The sequence below is a fragment of the Kribbella sp. NBC_01245 genome (assembly GCF_036226525.1).
GTDB lineage: Bacteria > Actinomycetota > Actinomycetes > Propionibacteriales > Kribbellaceae > Kribbella.
Genome location: NZ_CP108487.1, coordinates 1 through 16,774 on the forward strand (window position 1 = coordinate 1; position 16,774 = coordinate 16,774).

A 16,774-nucleotide genomic window follows, 5' to 3' on the forward strand; every position below is an offset into this window, starting at 1 on the left:
TTCTTGTTGGAGCGAGTGCGGGACGCGAAAGCGGCCGGACGTTCCAAACTCCCTGAAGGTCTTAGAGCCGAATCACACGCTCTGTGTGAGGTTCGGTCGCTGAGTCACGCAAGGGGTGCTGGATCGGAAAGCCCGATTTGACCGGGTCTGGATGAAACAGTAATGTTCTGCGGGTTGCCCCGGAGCTGAACACGAGAGTGTTGGGCGCGGTGTGCGTCTGATTTTTGAGAACTCAACAGCGTGCCGAAAGTCAATGCCGAATTATCCCGTCCATGGGATTCGGTTGGACGACTTCGTCGTTTGATCGTTTCTTGTGAATGGAAATTCCTTTGTAATTATTGAAATAAGTCAGTTTGATTGTTTCTGATTCATCGGATCGCTTTAAGTTAGATTGTTTGCTCACTGGGGCTCTTTGGGGTTCTGGTTTTGCATATTGATTTCAACGGAGAGTTTGATCCTGGCTCAGGACGAACGCTGGCGGCGTGCTTAACACATGCAAGTCGAGCGGTAAGGCCCTTCGGGGTACACGAGCGGCGAACGGGTGAGTAACACGTGAGCAACCTACCCTCAACTTTGGGATAAGCCTCGGAAACGGGGTCTAATACCGAATAATAGCCCTGCTCTCATGTGTGGGGTTTGAAAGTTCTGGCGGTTGGGGATGGGCTCGCGGACTATCAGCTTGTTGGTGGGGTAATGGCCTACCAAGGCGTCGACGGTTAGCCGGCCTGAGAGGGCGACCGGCCACACTGGGACTGAGACACGGCCCAGACTCCTACGGGAGGCAGCAGTGGGGAATATTGCGCAATGGGCGAAAGCCTGACGCAGCAACGCCGCGTGAGGGATGACGGCCTTCGGGTTGTAAACCTCTTTCAGCAGGGACGAAGCGAGAGTGACGGTACCTGCAGAAGAAGGACCGGCCAACTACGTGCCAGCAGCCGCGGTAATACGTAGGGTCCGAGCGTTGTCCGGAATTATTGGGCGTAAAGGGCTCGTAGGCGGTATGTCGCGTCGGGAGTGAAAACTCGGAGCTTAACTCCGAGCCTGCTTCCGATACGGGCAGACTAGAGGTAGGCAGGGGAGAGCGGAACTCCTGGTGTAGCGGTGGAATGCGCAGATATCAGGAAGAACACCGGTGGCGAAGGCGGCTCTCTGGGCCTTACCTGACGCTGAGGAGCGAAAGCGTGGGTAGCGAACAGGATTAGATACCCTGGTAGTCCACGCCGTAAACGTTGGGCGCTAGGTGTGGGGGACATTCCACGTCCTCCGTGCCGCAGCTAACGCATTAAGCGCCCCGCCTGGGGAGTACGGCCGCAAGGCTAAAACTCAAAGGAATTGACGGGGGCCCGCACAAGCGGCGGAGCATGCGGATTAATTCGATGCAACGCGAAGAACCTTACCTGGGTTTGACATATGCCGGAAAGCCATGGAGACATGGCCCCTTTTAGTCGGTTTACAGGTGGTGCATGGCTGTCGTCAGCTCGTGTCGTGAGATGTTGGGTTAAGTCCCGCAACGAGCGCAACCCTCGTCCTATGTTGCCAGCACGTTATGGTGGGGACTCATAGGAGACTGCCGGGGTCAACTCGGAGGAAGGTGGGGATGACGTCAAGTCATCATGCCCCTTATGTCCAGGGCTTCACGCATGCTACAATGGCCGGTACAAAGGGCTGCGAAACCGCAAGGTGGAGCGAATCCCAAAAAGCCGGTCTCAGTTCGGATTGGGGTCTGCAACTCGACCCCATGAAGTCGGAGTCGCTAGTAATCGCAGATCAGCAACGCTGCGGTGAATACGTTCCCGGGCCTTGTACACACCGCCCGTCACGTCATGAAAGTCGGCAACACCCGAAGCCGGTGGCCTAACCCTTGTGGAGGGAGCCGTCGAAGGTGGGGCTGGCGATTAGGACGAAGTCGTAACAAGGTAGCCGTACCGGAAGGTGCGGCTGGATCACCTCCTTTCTAAGGAGCAAGAGACAGTGTCCACGGAAGTGGCGCTGTCCATTCGATGTTTCCTGGACGAACGTTCCAGGGCGTCGATGCTTCGGAATGTGGAACATTGACCATTAGGCACCGAGCGATACCGAGAACGCTAGTACTGCGATCATCCACTTGTGGGTGGGAGCGTGGAACGTGGACGAGGTGGAGTGAGGTGCCGAGGCGCGCTGTTGGGTCCTGAAAAATCAGGCCGGCTAGACCCGTGAGGGTCGAGGCCGAACCGGTTTTTCTGGGTCACTGAACTACACCTGGCCGTTGGGTTGGGTGTGGTGGTGTGGCTGGGGCCAGTCGTCACCAGACTGCCGAGACTAGGGTTGTCTGTCGGGTGTTTTTCCTCGACGGGATCTGTGTTCTCTGCAAGTGGTGGTAGCAACTGGTTTTCCTGTCTGTTTTTTGAGAACTGCATAGTGGACGCGAGCATCTTTGTTTTTGTTGTCTTTAGTTTTTTGTTGTGTGTTGATGACAAGCTACTAAGGGCAATCGGTGGATGTCTTGGCACCAAGAGCCGATGAAGGACGTTGGAGCCTGCGATAAGCCCCGGGGAGTTGGCAACCAAGCTGTGATCCGGGGGTGTCCGAATGGGGAAACCCAGCTGGCATTCTAAAGCCAGTTACCAGTGCCTGAACACATAGGGTGTCTGGAGGGAACGCGGGGAAGTGAAACATCTCAGTACCCGCAGGAAGAGAAAACAATAGTGATTCCGTGAGTAGTGGCGAGCGAAAGCGGAAGAGGCTAAACCATGTGCGTGTGATAGCCGGCGAGCGTTGCGTATGTGGGGTTGTGGGAGCATTCAGGATTCTATTGCCGTAGGTCCGGAGAGTCAGAAATTGTTGTTGAAGTCGAAGTTTTCTGGAAAGTCGTGCCGTAGAGGGTAATAGCCCCGTAGACGTAAGACGACAACTCTCGAGTGTTTTCCCGAGTAGCACGGGACCCCTGAAATCTTGTGTGAATCTGGCGGGACCACCCGCTAAGCCTAAATACTTCTTGGTGACCGATAGCGGAATAGTACCGTGAGGGAAAGATGAAAAGTACCCCAGGCGGGGAGTGAAATAGTACCTGAAACCGATTGCCTACAATCCGTCGGAGCGATCCTTTTGGGGGTTGTGACGGCGTGCCTTTTGAAGAATGAGCCTGCGAGTTAGTGGTATGTGGCGAGGTTAACCCGTGTGGGGTAGCCGTAGCGAAAGCGAGTCTGAATAGGGCGCTGTAGTCGCATGCTCTAGACCCGAAGCGGAGTGATCTATCCATGGGCAGGTTGAAGCGCGGGTAAGACCGCGTGGAGGACCGAACCCACCAGGGTTGAAAACCTGGGGGATGACCTGTGGATAGGGGTGAAAGGCCAATCAAACTCCGTGATAGCTGGTTCTCCCCGAAATGCATATAGGTGCAGCGTCGCGTGTTTCTTACCGGAGGTAGAGCACTGGATGGTCTAGGGGGCTTACCGGCTTACCGAAATCAGCCAAACTCCGAATGCCGGTAAGTGAGAGCGCGGCAGTGAGACTGCGGGGGATAAGCTCCGTAGTCGAGAGGGAAACAGCCCAGATCACCAGCTAAGGCCCCTAAGCGCTTGCTAAGTGGAAAAGGATGTGGAGTTGCCCAGACAACCAGGAGGTTGGCTTAGAAGCAGCCACCCTTGAAAGAGTGCGTAATAGCTCACTGGTCAAGTGATTCCGCGCCGACAATGTAGCGGGGCTCAAGCAAGCCGCCGAAGCTGTGGCATTCATGCAAGTACCCGGCTCAACCTTCGGGTTGGGTCCAGGTGTGTGGATGGGTAGGGGAGCGTCGTGTAGCGAGTGAAGCAGCAGAGTGATCTAGTTGTGGACGCTACACGAGTGAGAATGCAGGCATGAGTAGCGAATGACGGGTGAGAAACCCGTCCGCCGAATGATCAAGGGTTCCAGGGTCAAGCTAATCTGCCCTGGGTAAGTCGGGACCTAAGGCGAGGCCGACAGGCGTAGTCGATGGACAACGGGTTGATATTCCCGTACCGGCATTAACACGACCCGACCGAACCCGGTGATGCTAAGGATGTGAAGCCACAAGACCTTCGGGTTGAGTGGGGGATCTTCTGACCCGAGCTGGTATTAGGTGCACTAAGGAGTGACGCAGGAGGGTAGTCCAACCGCGGCGATGGTAGGCGCAAGCTGATCCGCGGGCAAGGTGGTAGGGCGAGACATAGGCAAATCCGTGTCTCATTGAGCCTGAGAGCCGAGGCGGACCCGTTTAGGGGAAGTGGATGATCCCATGCTGCCGAGAAAAACTTCGTAGTGAGTGTTAGAGCCGCCCGTACCCCAAACCGACACAGGTGATCAGGTAGAGAATACCAAGGCGATCGAGTGAACCATGGTTAAGGAACTCGGCAAAATGCCCCCGTAACTTCGGGAGAAGGGGGGCCTGATGCGTGACACCACTTGCTGGTGGAAGCGTTGATGGCCGCAGAGACCAGGCCCAAGCGACTGTTTACTAAAAACACAGGTCCGTGCGAAGAAGTAATTCGATGTATACGGACTGACGCCTGCCCGGTGCTGGAACGTTAAGGGGACGAGTTAGCTGGTTTCGGCCGGCGAAGCTTTGAACTTAAGCGCCAGTAAACGGCGGTGGTAACTATAACCATCCTAAGGTAGCGAAATTCCTTGTCGGGTAAGTTCCGACCTGCACGAATGGCGTAACGACTTGGGCGCTGTCTCAACCGTGGACTCGGCGAAATTGCATTACGAGTAAAGATGCTCGTTACGCGCAGCAGGACGGAAAGACCCCGGGACCTTTACTACAACTTGGTATTGGTGGTCGGTACAACTTGTGTAGGATAGGTGGGAGACTGTGAAGCATTCACGCCAGTGAGTGTGGAGTCATCGTTGAAATACCACTCTGGTTGTTCTGGCTGTCTAACCTCGGTCCGTTATCCGGATCAGGGACAGTGCCTGGTGGGTAGTTTGACTGGGGCGGTCGCCTCCTAAAAGGTAACGGAGGCGCTCAAAGGTTCCCTCAGCCTGGTTGGCAATCAGGTGTCGAGTGCAAGTGCACAAGGGAGCTTGACTGTGAGACAGACATGTCGAGCAGGGACGAAAGTCGGAACTAGTGATCCGGCGGTGGCAAGTGGAAGCGCCGTCGCTCAACGGATAAAAGGTACCCCGGGGATAACAGGCTGATCTTCCCCAAGAGTCCATATCGACGGGATGGTTTGGCACCTCGATGTCGGCTCGTCGCATCCTGGGGCTGGAGTAGGTCCCAAGGGTTGGGCTGTTCGCCCATTAAAGCGGCACGCGAGCTGGGTTTAGAACGTCGTGAGACAGTTCGGTCCCTATCCGCTGCGCGCGCAGGAGACTTGAGAAGGGCTGCCCCTAGTACGAGAGGACCGGGGTGGACGAACCTCTGGTGTGCCAGTTGTTCCGCCAGGAGCACGGCTGGTTGGCTACGTTCGGAAGTGATAACCGCTGAAAGCATCTAAGCGGGAAGCACGCTTCAAGATGAGGTCTCCCACCGGGTTAACCGGGTAAGGCCCCCAGCAGACCACTGGGTTGATAGGCCAGAAGTGGAAGCACGGCAACGTGTGCAGCTGACTGGTACTAATAGGCCGAGGGCTTGTCTCAACACGCAACAAAGAACTCGAGACAAGCACAACAAACACAAAGACCCGACACACAGTGTGTGTGTCTGCGTAACAATGCGTCCACTATGCAGCTTTCAGAACACAGCCAGACCCAGCAACACGTGGGTGGCTTGTAGTTCTACAAGAGTTACGGTGACCATAGCGTCGGGGAAACACCCAGTCTCCATTCCGAACCTGGAAGTTAAGCCCGCCAGCGCCGATGGTACTGCGACCGGGAGGTCGTGGGAGAGTAGGACGTCGCCGGACATTCACACTGTTAAGGGCCACCCGGCAACGGGTGGCCCTTAACATTTCCCCCACCAAACACCTCCGCCCGCGACCGCCGATGCGGCGTCGATCTTGCGGCCGAGGGCGTGGCGCCATAGGCCGAAGGGCAGCACCTGAGGCGGTACTGCTAAGGGCTAGGAGATCTCCGGCATGATGCCGACTAGGGCGGCCGCGGCGCAGATGTGGACCGGGGAGAGCTCGGCTGGGCTTACCGGCGCCTGGAGCAACGTCCCGCGCTCGAACGGGACCAGGTCGATGTCGACGCCGTCCGCGCCGGTGACCATGCCGCGCACATACGTGAGCCACCCGATCATCGGGATACCCCGACGGAAGATCCCAGCCTCGGCAGCCAGGTCCGTGTCGGCGATACTCGCCCACTCGGGCTCCCAGATGCTAACCACCGCGCGCAACACCTGAGCAAACCGCTCGGAGTCGGCCAGCGCGCTCTCGTCACTCCAGTGCAGGGTCAGCTGATCAGTCGCCGGCCCCTCGGCTCCAGCGGCCAGGTCGAACAGCCACGGCAGCTCGCCGCCACTCTGCAGATGCAGCCGCGTCACCCCGGTAGCGCTGGTGACACCCGCAACGAGCTCCTCGATCGGCCCGCTCGTTTCTACCGTCAGGGCGTCGACGCCGAAGCGGTCGTCCTGAGTCCACGACGAAGCCTCCGGGAAGGCGACGGCGACCGCGGTGAGGGTCGCGGCGACACGGCCCGCGACATCCGGAACGGGGGAGTCCTCGCGGCCGGTCCATTGGGCCCGTAGTAGCCAAGAAGCCATTTCACGCCCTCCGTTCCGGCTGGAGCCTGGTCGGCGACGGCCGGTCGCCACACCTTCGCCGAACCGCGTCCCGTCGTAATGACGACTGTCGCGGAGCACTAATGGTGGGCCTCACCGACACAGTGTGAACGCATCACGGGTCAAACGCCCAATTGGTCAACTGTCAACATTCTGTTAGCCAAGTGGTGAGATTATCGTCCAGCGTTCCACCGCACGACTGGACCACATCATGGGCCGGGCAGCAAGACCCAGAGCTGACGGCGGGGGAAACGAGAGGATAACGCTCAGGTGAGCACCGGCTCCTCGATCTCCAGCACGGGCGTCGGCCCGCGGTAGGACTCGAGCCATTCGCGCAGCAACTCGACGCGGTCGCGATTGTCGTCGTTGCCCTTCACGATCGGCGCCTGGTTGTACGCCATCGTGTCGGAACTCCGCCGCAGCTTGACGTACAGGCGGGACGAGGACAGCGCGTAGCGTTCCATGTCGTCCTGGAGTGCGCCGATGACGGTGATGTTCCGGTCCCGGCCGATTTGCTCGAACAGGGCGACGGCCTCGCGGCGGTGCTGGCTGCCGAGGTTGCGCCCGAGTTCGTCGAGGATGAGCAGCAACGGCCGGTCGCTACCACCCGCGAGCGCGGCGGCGCACACCAGCTTCACGGCCTTCTCGTCCATCTGCGCGGTGTTGCCCTTGACGTTGAACGCGGAGAACGGGCCGCCCTCGGAACGCCGCCACTTCGGCGTGACGGTCCATCGCCACGGCTTGTCCGGTTCGGCGGGCGGATCCGGCTCCGGGAATTCCAGCTTCGCGCCGTAGCCGCCGTACGCCTGGTCGAGCCGGTCGAACTCCGCTGAGACCAGCCGGAGCCGGGCCTTGATGCCGTCGGCCAGTGAGGCCCGGTGTGCCCGCGCGGTGTTCTCGGCCTCGTCCAGACCCTCGCGAGCCCGGGCAAGCGCGGCATGGCGTTCCGCCCGCTGACTGCTGATCTGGCCCTGCTGAATGCTGTCGAACGTCTCGTGCTGCGCGAGATGGCTGTTGAGCGCCCGCAATAGCGCCGGCACCAGACCGACTCGCACGCTCAGCGTCCCGCTAGTCCAGCCTTCGGCGCCGTTGAGGATCTCCGCCAGCTCCGACGGGATCTCCCCAGACTGCGAGCGCGAATTCGGGAAGCAGCGTCGTACGACGTCGTCTAGCTGCGCACTGGTGTAGTGGTTCCAGTCAGCAGTCGTACGCCGCTGTGCGTCGTCAGCCAGTTCCAGCAGGAACACGTGCGCAGCCTCGGCAGAGTCGCCCCAAACACCAGAACGGCCCTCGAGATCCAGGTCAGTCTGCTCCGACAACAAGTCGAGACGGCGCCTACGAAGGTCGTCGAGGATGCGTTCGTGGTCCTTGCGCGTGGCCTCGAGGTTCTTCAGCCGTTCGTCGCGTACTAGCTGTTGGCCGGCAGCGGCCTCTGCGGATTCCTTGGCGGCCTGGAGCTTCGGTGCCAGGTCTGCCCGGTCCTGCTCGTAGCGGTCGTTCGACTCGCGCAGCGCCAGGATCTGCTCCTGTACGTCGGCCGCGGACGCCAACGCTTGTGCAGCCGCCGTACGACGTGAGGCCTGCTCCACACGGGCGCGTGCCTTCTCAAGCGCGTCATACGCGGCAGCGCGGGCCTCGTCGGCCAAAGCCAGTCGACGTCGCGCGGCCTCGATCCGGGCCGTACGACCGGTAAACGGCTCCTCGAACTGCCCGACGGCTACAACGCCAGCCGGTTCGTCGATGAGGTCCTTGGCCGCACGAGACTCCAGAGCCGCGAAGAAGGCGTCGAGCTTGAACCGCTTGTCAGCACTCGCAGGCCCGCCCTTGCCGAACTTGCCCGGCCGATTCGCCAGTACGAGCAACCACCCGGCATACCCGGCATCCGCGAGAGCCTCGGCCGCAAGGGCGCTGTCCTCAAAACCAACCACCAGAGCTTCGCGATAAGGCGCGAGCCGCGGCTCCCACTCAGCGCGGTCGGAGGACTTCAGCTCCGTGATGTCGGTCAGACCGGCGCACTCAATACCTGCGGCCTGAAGGATCTGCTGTTGCGGGGCCGCGACGGTTTGACCGCTCTCGGCCTCCTTGAGCTCAGCCGTCGCCGCATCAACCGCCGCCCGGGCAGCGTGCTCCCGGCCGATCTGCTCCTCCAGTGCGGCCCGGGCCTCTTCCTGTTCGGCGGCAGCCACGGCGAGGTCGCGACCGTCGGCAGCGCGGCCGGTGTCGTTGAGCTTGCGTTGTTCCTGGCCGAGCCGCTCGAGGGATTCACGGACGGAACGCTGAGCCAGGTCCAGTTCACGGTCTCGCGCGTCGAGCTGGTCGCGCTCCTGCCGGGTGAGCTGGACGTCGCGCAGCAGGTTCTCCTCGCTGCCGAAGGCCTCCAGCTCCTGGTCGACGGCCTCGCGCTTCGCCTCCTGCTCGGCCACCCGCAGGTCGAGGTCGCCGAGTTCGTGGATGATCTCGGCATTGCGCGCGTCACCGTCGACGAGGTGCCGCGCACATCGGGCCGACCAGGCATCCCGCGCGTCGGCGAGCGCCGTACGGGCGGTGACTCGCTGCTGGATGCCGGCCTCGACGGCGGCCATCTCCTGCTCCCACCGCTGCAGATCCGCGGCGGCCTGTTTGGTGGCTTCGCGCTGGGTGTGCTCGGCGGAGCGATGGGTCTGCTCCTGCTCCAGCTCGTGGTCGAGGCCGGTCAGGGTGGCGATCGCGTTGAAGATACGGGCCGGGCCGAGTTCGTTGAGCGGCTCGGCCAGCAGGTTTGCCGTCGGGCTGGACCGGACTGACGTCGACAGGAACGACACACAACGGACTTGGCCGCCATAGAGAACAGTGGACAGCTTGTTCGCGTGGAAGTCGGTGCGGCCGTTGGAGTGCGGCAAGGCGGCCCAGAGGGCGTCAGCGCCTGCAGCCCGCTCAGCCTCGGTGGCGCCGTACGGAACGTGTAGGCCGTTCTTCCAGCGCAGGTCGATGTATGAGGCCTTGCGGTTGATACGGATCCATACGGTGATCGCTGCGGCCTCTATCTCCTCCAGGACGGTCAGGTCCGGGTCGGAGAACACACCGACGATGTAGCCGCGGTCGACGTTGGACCAGCTTCCCTCCTGGCCGGCGGCTTCTGCCGTGAACAAGAGTTCGGCAGCGCCCGGAGCGCCACTGGTCAGCCGCCACTGGTCGTCGGCGTGCAGCAGGCTCAGTGCGGCGATCCAGGAGGATTTGCCGGCACCGTTCGAGTCGACAGGCCCTTGCCCGGCAACGGTGACCAGACCCTGGCCGACCATCGGGATCGGGTGCGTGGACAGCCGGGACAGGTCGACGACCTGCACACCGAGCAGCACCTTCGAACCCAGGATGTCGAACGGGCCGTCCTCACCTGGGCTGCTGGTGGTCGAACTCATGAAACCCCCGTGAGGTCTTGTTCAGTATCAGTAGCAGACCCAGTGCGGGCCCGAATAGCAGCGGCGATCGGACTGGCCGGAGCCGCTGCAAGGATCAGCTGATCTTGCAGACGCCTACGCGCCGCAGGAGTAAGTCGTTGAAGCTGTGGCCCTGGCACGTAGCTCGGACCGCCTGAGCGATCGCCAGCGAGTTGAACCAGTCCAGCCGCTCGGAGCCGCTGCAAGGCTAGACGGCGGTCCTCGCTGCTGATCTTGGCTGTACGCAGCTCATCCACCGTTGTTGGGCGGGCCGACTTCCAGCTGTCCCCGGTGAGTATGCCTTCACTACGCGGGATTGCCACCGAGTGGACCAGCACTAGCACCAGTACGGCACGGTCCACGGCAGACAATGGCTGCCAGCCCTGAGCGGTCAGAGTCTCCGCTACATCGTCCAAGTAGCCGGAGGTCCAGTGCGTGCCGGCGACGTTCACGAGCGTTCGGCCGATCAGCTTCAGCATCTTCTGGACCTGCCGGCGCAGGGTGACGTCACGCAATCCGGCGAGTTGAACCTCAGCAACCGGCTGGGCCGCGTACTGGACGGCACTGAAGGCTGCAAGCACCTCATCCCGACTACGGTCACTCAAGTCCGTCAGTAGTGGATCGAACAATCCGTGCTCACTCATCAGCCGCCCCCAAAAGCGGATCCTCAGGCGCAGGCTCAGGTGCCTGTGGAACCAGTACGGCCGCAGGAGGCTCCGGTAGAACCCGGCAAACCTCACGCAGCCCGACGAGCTGGGCAGGCCCCCACCCGATCACCCGCGGCCCGAGTCGCACCTCGCCGGCCTTCTCGTTCCACAGCAGCCAGCCGGTTCCGTTCAGCCTCCGCAGACTTCCCACGATCAGCGTGAGGTCACTCGACTGTTCCGCCCGCCCGCGCAGTCCGGCGTACACCGCCTTGATCTGCGTCAACGTGGCCGTAGTACCCGGCCATGCCGGCTCACTGCGCTCCCGCCAACAACAAGTCACACAGATCGCCAGAACGCGCGCTGTCTCGTTCGGCTGCTCTACGGCAACCGGGGGAGTCCCCAGCTCCTCAAGTACGGCATGACCGGCACCACTGGGCATGGCCGGCACTAGCCAGACACTCGACGCATCCGGCTCGGCGGCCCGCAGCATCCCCGCGACCGGTGGCGTCGCGGGGTCGACCTGAAGTACGCCGGCCGATTGCGCCTTCGCCCACCACAGGGCGTCGTACGACGGACTCACGACGCCCTCCGCCGGAACGAGCCTTCGGTGACCCAAGGTGTGCCCGCGGCCGGGTCGATCCGCATCCCGTCGGACCAGACCAACTCGTACTCGAGTTCATCGTGCAGATGGGCGGCCGTCAGTTCGGCCAGCACCCGGCGAGCGGTGATCCAGTCGCCCGCGGCGTCGACCACCTCGGTCACGCTGACCTCGTCCCGCCCGGCCAGCACCCGCTCGGCCTCGGCACGCAAGCCCTCCCGGTCGACCGCGGCCGACGACTCCGGCGCCTCGGTGTCATCACCCGAGGAACGCGGTGGCGCCAGTCGTGCGGTACCGGTCCGACGACCCGATTCGACCGCCTCCAGCAGGGTCTCGGGCGCGAAATCGGGCGCGGCCGCGTCGAAGAGCAGCCCGTCGAGCACACTCGCGAGCACGTCGGTATCACTGCCACGGGTGAACGTCAGCCAGGTCTCGATCGGCAACAACCCGAGCGCGCGCGTCGTACCGGCTCGCTCGACCAACCGGCCGGCCGCGGTCTGGACGGCATCGGCGTACGCCGCGAGCGACATCCGCAGCGCGGTGCACACCCGGTGCAACTCCGGCCAGCGCTCGAGCACGATGCGGTGCACCTTCTCGGCCTGTTCGATCAGGGTCTCGTTACCCCAGGCGAGCTGCGCGTTCTCCCGCAACTGCGCGGCAGTGCTGGTCGCGACCAGGATGGCGAGCTCGTTGCCGAGCAGGCGGAAGACCTTGGTCAGCCGCTGGATCGAGGCCTGCCCCTGGTCGGCGGTGGCCTTCGGGTCGCTGACGCTGTGGTGCTCGAGCGTGAGCAGCTGGTGCAACTCGGCCTGGCCGCCCTGGACCGACATCCGGCGCAGGAACATCAGCATCACGTACGGCGCGAAGGCGGCCCGGTGGCGCAGCTCGTTCGGACGGTCGACCAATTTGGTGATCGCGCCGTACTGCCGCAGCACGTCGAACCGCCGGACGACCACGTCATGCTCGTACGACCGGCAGGCCGCGGTCGCCTGCTCCACGGTCAGACCGTCGCTGCCGGCCTCGGCGAACGCGTCCAGGATCGCCTGGTCGACGTCCAGCAGGTCCGGGTCGATGATCATCGCGCCGGCCTCGCGGGCGAGCACGGCGAATACCTGGCGATAGACGCGCAGGACGGCGGCTTCGGCCTCGGCGTCGAGCAGCGTCTGTTCCATGGTCTCCCTCGTTGACAGGGGAACGACTTTATCCACCCCAGTACCGACCAGGCCGCCCGCCCCGCCCCAGTTGGCGGCCCGTGGGATCTGCCTCGCCGTCGGCGACCTCTGGCGCACGCACGGCTGAGGTGTTAGCGGGGTAGGAGGGTGGTGGGGTCGTCGGAGGGTGGGGCGGTGAGGGTCCAGTCGTTGAACTCTTCGGTGAAGTGGTACCAGAGGGCGTCGGGGCCGAGGCGTAGTTGGTGGCGGCCGGAGGTTAGGCGGTTGGCTTCGACGTCGACCGGCTCCGGCAACAACGTGCGCGCCTCGGCGAGGAGCTCGGGCGGGGCGTCGTACGACGTGGTGGTGGCGGTTAGGCCGGGGGCGCCTGCGTGTTGCCAGGCGATGGCCCAGGTGGTGAGGGTGCGGGCGCTGATGCCGGCGCGGTGTGCGAGGTCGGCCAGTTCGGGTGTGCCGAGGAGGGCCGCGGCTCGGCGGGCGAGGTCTTCGTCGCGGGTGAGCGCTATGCCGCCGTCGCCGTCGCCCGAGGCCAGCTCCCAGGCGCGTCGTACGGCGTCGGTGGCGAGGGCGGTCAGCTCGGCGGTGGTGATGCCGGAAGGTGGTTCGAGGATTTGCAGGGCCGACGGGATGCCCGGGTGGGACGGAGGTCGCGGTGGTGCCGGGATCTCCGAGGAAGCGAGACGCGCGTAGGCCTGTTTCGCGATGACCCCGCGCGGCTTTTGGATGATCGCTCGAGCCGCAGGGCGCCGGCGGCGGGAACGCAGGGCGGCGAGGAATTCGGATCGCTCGCGCCCTCGTAAGAGCAGCAGGGCGAACGGGTCCTCGTCGAGGGCGTCCGCGATGAGGTAGCAGACGGCTGCCGAGTGCTTGCACGGTACGGCGAAGTCCGGGCAGTTGCACGACGTCCGCACCTCGCCCGACTCCGGCAACAGGTCGAGCCCTGCGGCCTGGACGTCGTCGACGAGATCCGGCGGTAGTTCGCCATCGAGCAACGCGGCGACCCTGCCGACCTGTGCGGCGACGACGTCGAGCACGGCAGACCACTCGGCATCGGTGAAGACCGGGATCTTCACCGACACGTCGTACGGCGTTGGGCGGCTGCCCTGAACGCGGGCGGTCACCGCGCCGGGCTGGACTTGGTGTTCGAGGACGCTGCCGCGACGAGCATACGAACGGCCGCGGCCGAGGCGGTTCGGATCGAGCTGCGCCTGGTGCTGCAGCGCCTCCACCCACGCCTTACCCCACCAGGTCAGACCGAACGGCCGCCTGGCGCCCGCCCCTTTGGCCGCTGGCAAGCCCGCACCGCCATCACCCGACTTAGCCCACTGCTGCCAAGGCGGCCGCGACTCCCGTTTCGGCGTCTCATCCGGAGACGACCGGCGGAACCCAAGGGAGCCCGAGTCATCAGGCGGCGTGGTGGTCATGTCTTGCCCACCTTGGATGGGTTGTGCACGCTCTGCGCCCCGAGCTTCACCGGTTCGTTGCTCAAGGCAACCAAGTCGGCGAGATCGGAGTCGGAGAGCTCGCTCAACCAGCCTTCGCCCGACCCGACCACCGCGTCGGCCAGCTCGCGTTTGGCCGCGATGACGGCCGAGATCCGATCCTCGAGCGTGTCCTCAGTGACGAGGCGATGCACCTGGACCGGTTTGTCCTGGCCGATCCGATAGGCCCGATCGGTAGCCTGGTCCTCGACGGCCGGATTCCACCAGCGGTCGTAATGCACCACATGTGTCGCCTTGGTCAGCGTCAGCCCGACACCGCCCGCCTTCAACGACAACAGGAAAACCGGCGCCGCGCCCGCCTGGAACTCCTCGACCATCTGCTCCCGCCGCCGCACCCCGACCCCGCCATGCAGGAACAGAGTCGGCACACCCCGCGAGGCCAGATGCTGCTCGATCAGCCGGCACATTTCGACGTACTGGCTGAAGATCAGCACCGACTCGCCCTCGGACAGGATCACGTCGAGCAGCTCGTCCAACGCGGCGAGTTTGCCCGAACGACGTGGCAGCGGCCCGGGCTCGTGCAGGAATTGCGCCGGGTGGTTGCACACCTGTTTGAGCTGGGTCAGCAGGCTCAGCACCAGACCACGCCGTTCGATGCCTTCGCTCTGTTCGATCTTGGCGAGCGTCTCGGCCGCGACGGCCTGGTAAAGCGTGGCCTGTTCGGCGGTGAGCGGCACGATCACGTCGCGCTCGGTCTTCCGCGGCAGCTCCGGCGCGATACCCGGGTCCGACTTCTTGCGGCGGAGCAGGAACGGCCGGGTGACGCGGCCGAGCCAGGCGGTCGCGTCCTCGTCGCGATAGCGCTCGACCGGTACGGCGACGTCGTGGCGGAAGCGATCCAGCGTGCCGAGCAGACCGGGCGCGGTCCAGTCGAGGATGGACCAGAGCTCGGACAGCCGGTTCTCCACCGGCGTCCCGGTCAGGGCGAGCCGGGTGCGCGCGGGCAGCGTGCGCAACGTTCGCGCCGTACGGGAGAGCGGGTTCTTCGCGTGCTGGGCCTCGTCGGCTACGGCCAGGTTCCACTCGATGGTGCCGAGGGCCGCGTGATCCTGACGCACCACGCCGTACGTCGTGAGGACCACCTCGTCCGGAGCGAGATCCTCGAGCGTCCGCGCGGTGCCGTGGTATCGCCGGGTGGGCGTGTCCGGCGCGAACCGGGCGAACTCGCGCTCCCAGTTGCCCAGCAGCGTCGACGGGCACACCACCAGCGTCGGGCCGTTGCCGAGGTGCAGGTGCAACGCGATCACCTGGATCGTCTTGCCGAGACCCATATCGTCCGCGAGGCAACCGCCGAACCCGAGATCCGCCAGCTGCGCCATCCACTCGACACCACGACGTTGGTAATCGCGCAACGTCGCCTGCAGCGCGGGCGGCTGGACAAAGGTCGGCCGTTCGCTTGAAAGCCGGTCGGCCAGTGTGGCCAAGGCGCCGTCGACCTCGAACGGCACACGCTCGCCGTCGACCTCGAGCTCACCCGTCAACGCCGCGCCGAGCGCCTCGGCCCCGGTGAGCCGGCGGGTCGGTCCGCGGCGCAGCTTCGCCACCAGCTCCGGGTCGATCCGCACCCAGCGCCCGCGCATCCGGACCATCGGCCGCTTCGCCTCGGCCAGCGCGCTGACCTCGTCCTCGGTCAACTCCTCGCCGTCCAGCGTCGGCCGCCACTTGAAGCTGAGCAACTCGGTCATGCTGAAGTCCGGCCCGGTCACCGCGCCCGGTGTCGGGGTGGCGCCGGCCTTGACCGCGAGCTTGCCGCTGAACAACTCGGCCGGCCAGCGCACCTCTATACCAACGCCATCCAGCGCGGCCGTGTCCTCGAACAGCCCGTCCAGCGCGTCATCGTGGATCGGCACAGCAACAGGCGCCGCATCGCGCAGGGCGTGGTCCAACGGCGGCCAAACCCGGGCGCCGCGTCGCAACGCCAGCAGCAGATCGGTCTCGGCCTGCTGGCCAAGTGCGGAGAGAACAGCCGCCGGAGCCGACCAGACGTCCGCGACATCCACTAGCAGGCTGGGATCGACCCCACTCCGCAGCTGCAGTACGGCCTTGAATTCCTCAGCCTCAGCAGGAGGTGGCTCGATGCGGAGGACGAGACGGGCGCCGGCTTGTTCCGAGCGGGCGCTATCGGCGAGCCAGTCAGCCGGGCCTGACAAGGCGGTCGGCGTGGTGCTGGCGAAGGCGGTCGTCCCGCCCGTGACGGTCTCGGCGGCCGCGGGCGTGCGCACCAACGTGTCGGCGATCGCGTCCCAGAAGGCGCGCACGAGGATCTCCGGATCGTGCAGCCGCAACGGCCGGCTGTCCGGGATCGGCAAGGCATACGCAGTCGCCGGCATGCCGTCAACCAAGCCCTTTAGCCAGCCCTGGTCGGCCGGATCGAGCGGCGCCACCCGCCAAGTCGCGAACCCCTCGGCGCTTTGATCCGGTACGACGCGGCCGCGGGCGATGAGCCCGAGCCCGGCGAGCGCCGCCGCGGACCAGGCGCGCACGCTGGCGGAGGCGTCCGCGGCGGGCGAACCCGTGAGCAACGCGAGCGCCTCGCTCATCGGCAGCAGTCGCGCCGGGACCGTCGTACGCCTGATCTGTGCTCCTCGTGGCAGCACCAATTCCACCGCGCTCTCGGCACTCCGGCTCGCGGGAGTGGCGTCGTACAAGGCCAACTGGCCCTGGTGCGGTGGATCGGCTGGGAGGAAGACGGCTTCGGACATCGTGTGGCAGACCTTACGGCGCCGCACCGACAATACGGTGGTCGACTCAGCTAGTTGAAAATGACAATCATCTGCTAAT

7 protein-coding genes and 3 rRNA genes are annotated in these 16,774 nt (G+C 64.1%); 3 read left to right on the top strand and 7 right to left on the bottom strand.

The window, feature by feature from the left end:
* Nucleotides 1-439: 439 nt before the first annotated feature.
* From OG394_RS00005 to rrf, 3 genes are all read left to right on the top strand, one after another.
* Nucleotides 440-1,954 (top strand): 16S ribosomal RNA (locus tag OG394_RS00005).
* A gap of 496 nt (nt 1,955-2,450) precedes the next feature.
* Nucleotides 2,451-5,580, top strand: a 23S ribosomal RNA gene (locus OG394_RS00010).
* A gap of 148 nt (nt 5,581-5,728) precedes the next feature.
* Nucleotides 5,729-5,846, top strand: a 5S ribosomal RNA gene (gene rrf / locus OG394_RS00015).
* The 16S, 23S and 5S rRNA genes sit together here, the layout of an rRNA operon.
* Nucleotides 5,847-6,001: 155 nt before the next feature.
* Here rrf and OG394_RS00020 read toward each other — a convergent pair.
* From OG394_RS00020 to OG394_RS00050, 7 genes are all read right to left on the bottom strand, one after another.
* On the bottom strand, nt 6,002-6,643 hold the full coding sequence (locus OG394_RS00020) for a hypothetical protein (RefSeq protein WP_328992597.1): 642 nt from the start codon (nt 6,641-6,643) through the stop codon (nt 6,002-6,004).
* Between the two features lie 284 nt (nt 6,644-6,927).
* Nucleotides 6,928-10,056, bottom strand: coding sequence for a chromosome segregation ATPase (locus OG394_RS00025; protein ID WP_328992598.1), 3,129 nt, complete (start codon nt 10,054-10,056; stop codon nt 6,928-6,930).
* Nucleotides 10,053-10,718: a hypothetical protein gene (locus OG394_RS00030; RefSeq protein ID WP_328992599.1), complete on the bottom strand. Its 666-nt coding sequence runs from the start codon at nt 10,716-10,718 to the stop codon at nt 10,053-10,055. The genes OG394_RS00025 and OG394_RS00030 overlap by 4 nt, the downstream gene beginning before the upstream one ends.
* Nucleotides 10,711-11,301, bottom strand: coding sequence for a hypothetical protein (locus OG394_RS00035; protein ID WP_328992601.1), 591 nt, complete (start codon nt 11,299-11,301; stop codon nt 10,711-10,713). Before OG394_RS00035 ends, OG394_RS00030 begins: the two co-directional genes overlap by 8 nt.
* Nucleotides 11,298-12,491, bottom strand: coding sequence for a hypothetical protein (locus OG394_RS00040; RefSeq protein ID WP_328992602.1), 1,194 nt, complete (start codon nt 12,489-12,491; stop codon nt 11,298-11,300). The genes OG394_RS00035 and OG394_RS00040 overlap by 4 nt, the downstream gene beginning before the upstream one ends.
* 131 nt (nt 12,492-12,622) lie before the next feature.
* Entirely contained in the window at nt 12,623-13,915 is a 1,293-nt protein-coding gene (locus OG394_RS00045) for an SWIM zinc finger family protein (protein ID WP_328992603.1), read from the bottom strand.
* The gene (locus tag OG394_RS00050; protein WP_328992604.1) at nt 13,912-16,722 is read right to left on the bottom strand and encodes a DEAD/DEAH box helicase; all 2,811 of its coding nucleotides are present in this window, start codon (nt 16,720-16,722) and stop codon (nt 13,912-13,914) included. Before OG394_RS00050 ends, OG394_RS00045 begins: the two co-directional genes overlap by 4 nt.
* Between the last annotated feature and the right edge of the window lie 52 nt (nt 16,723-16,774).

Bases quoted from the DNA above. Each gene is read 5' to 3' on its own strand.
- OG394_RS00020 (WP_328992597.1), bottom strand. From the start codon at position 6,643: ATGGCTTCTTGGCTACTACGGGCCCAATGGACCGGCCGCGAGGACTCC.
- OG394_RS00030 (WP_328992599.1), bottom strand. From the start codon at position 10,718: ATGAGTGAGCACGGATTGTTCGATCCACTACTGACGGACTTGAGTGAC.
- OG394_RS00040 (WP_328992602.1), bottom strand. From the start codon at position 12,491: ATGGAACAGACGCTGCTCGACGCCGAGGCCGAAGCCGCCGTCCTGCGC.
- OG394_RS00045 (WP_328992603.1), bottom strand. From the start codon at position 13,915: ATGACCACCACGCCGCCTGATGACTCGGGCTCCCTTGGGTTCCGCCGG.
- OG394_RS00025 (WP_328992598.1), bottom strand. From the start codon at position 10,056: ATGAGTTCGACCACCAGCAGCCCAGGTGAGGACGGCCCGTTCGACATC.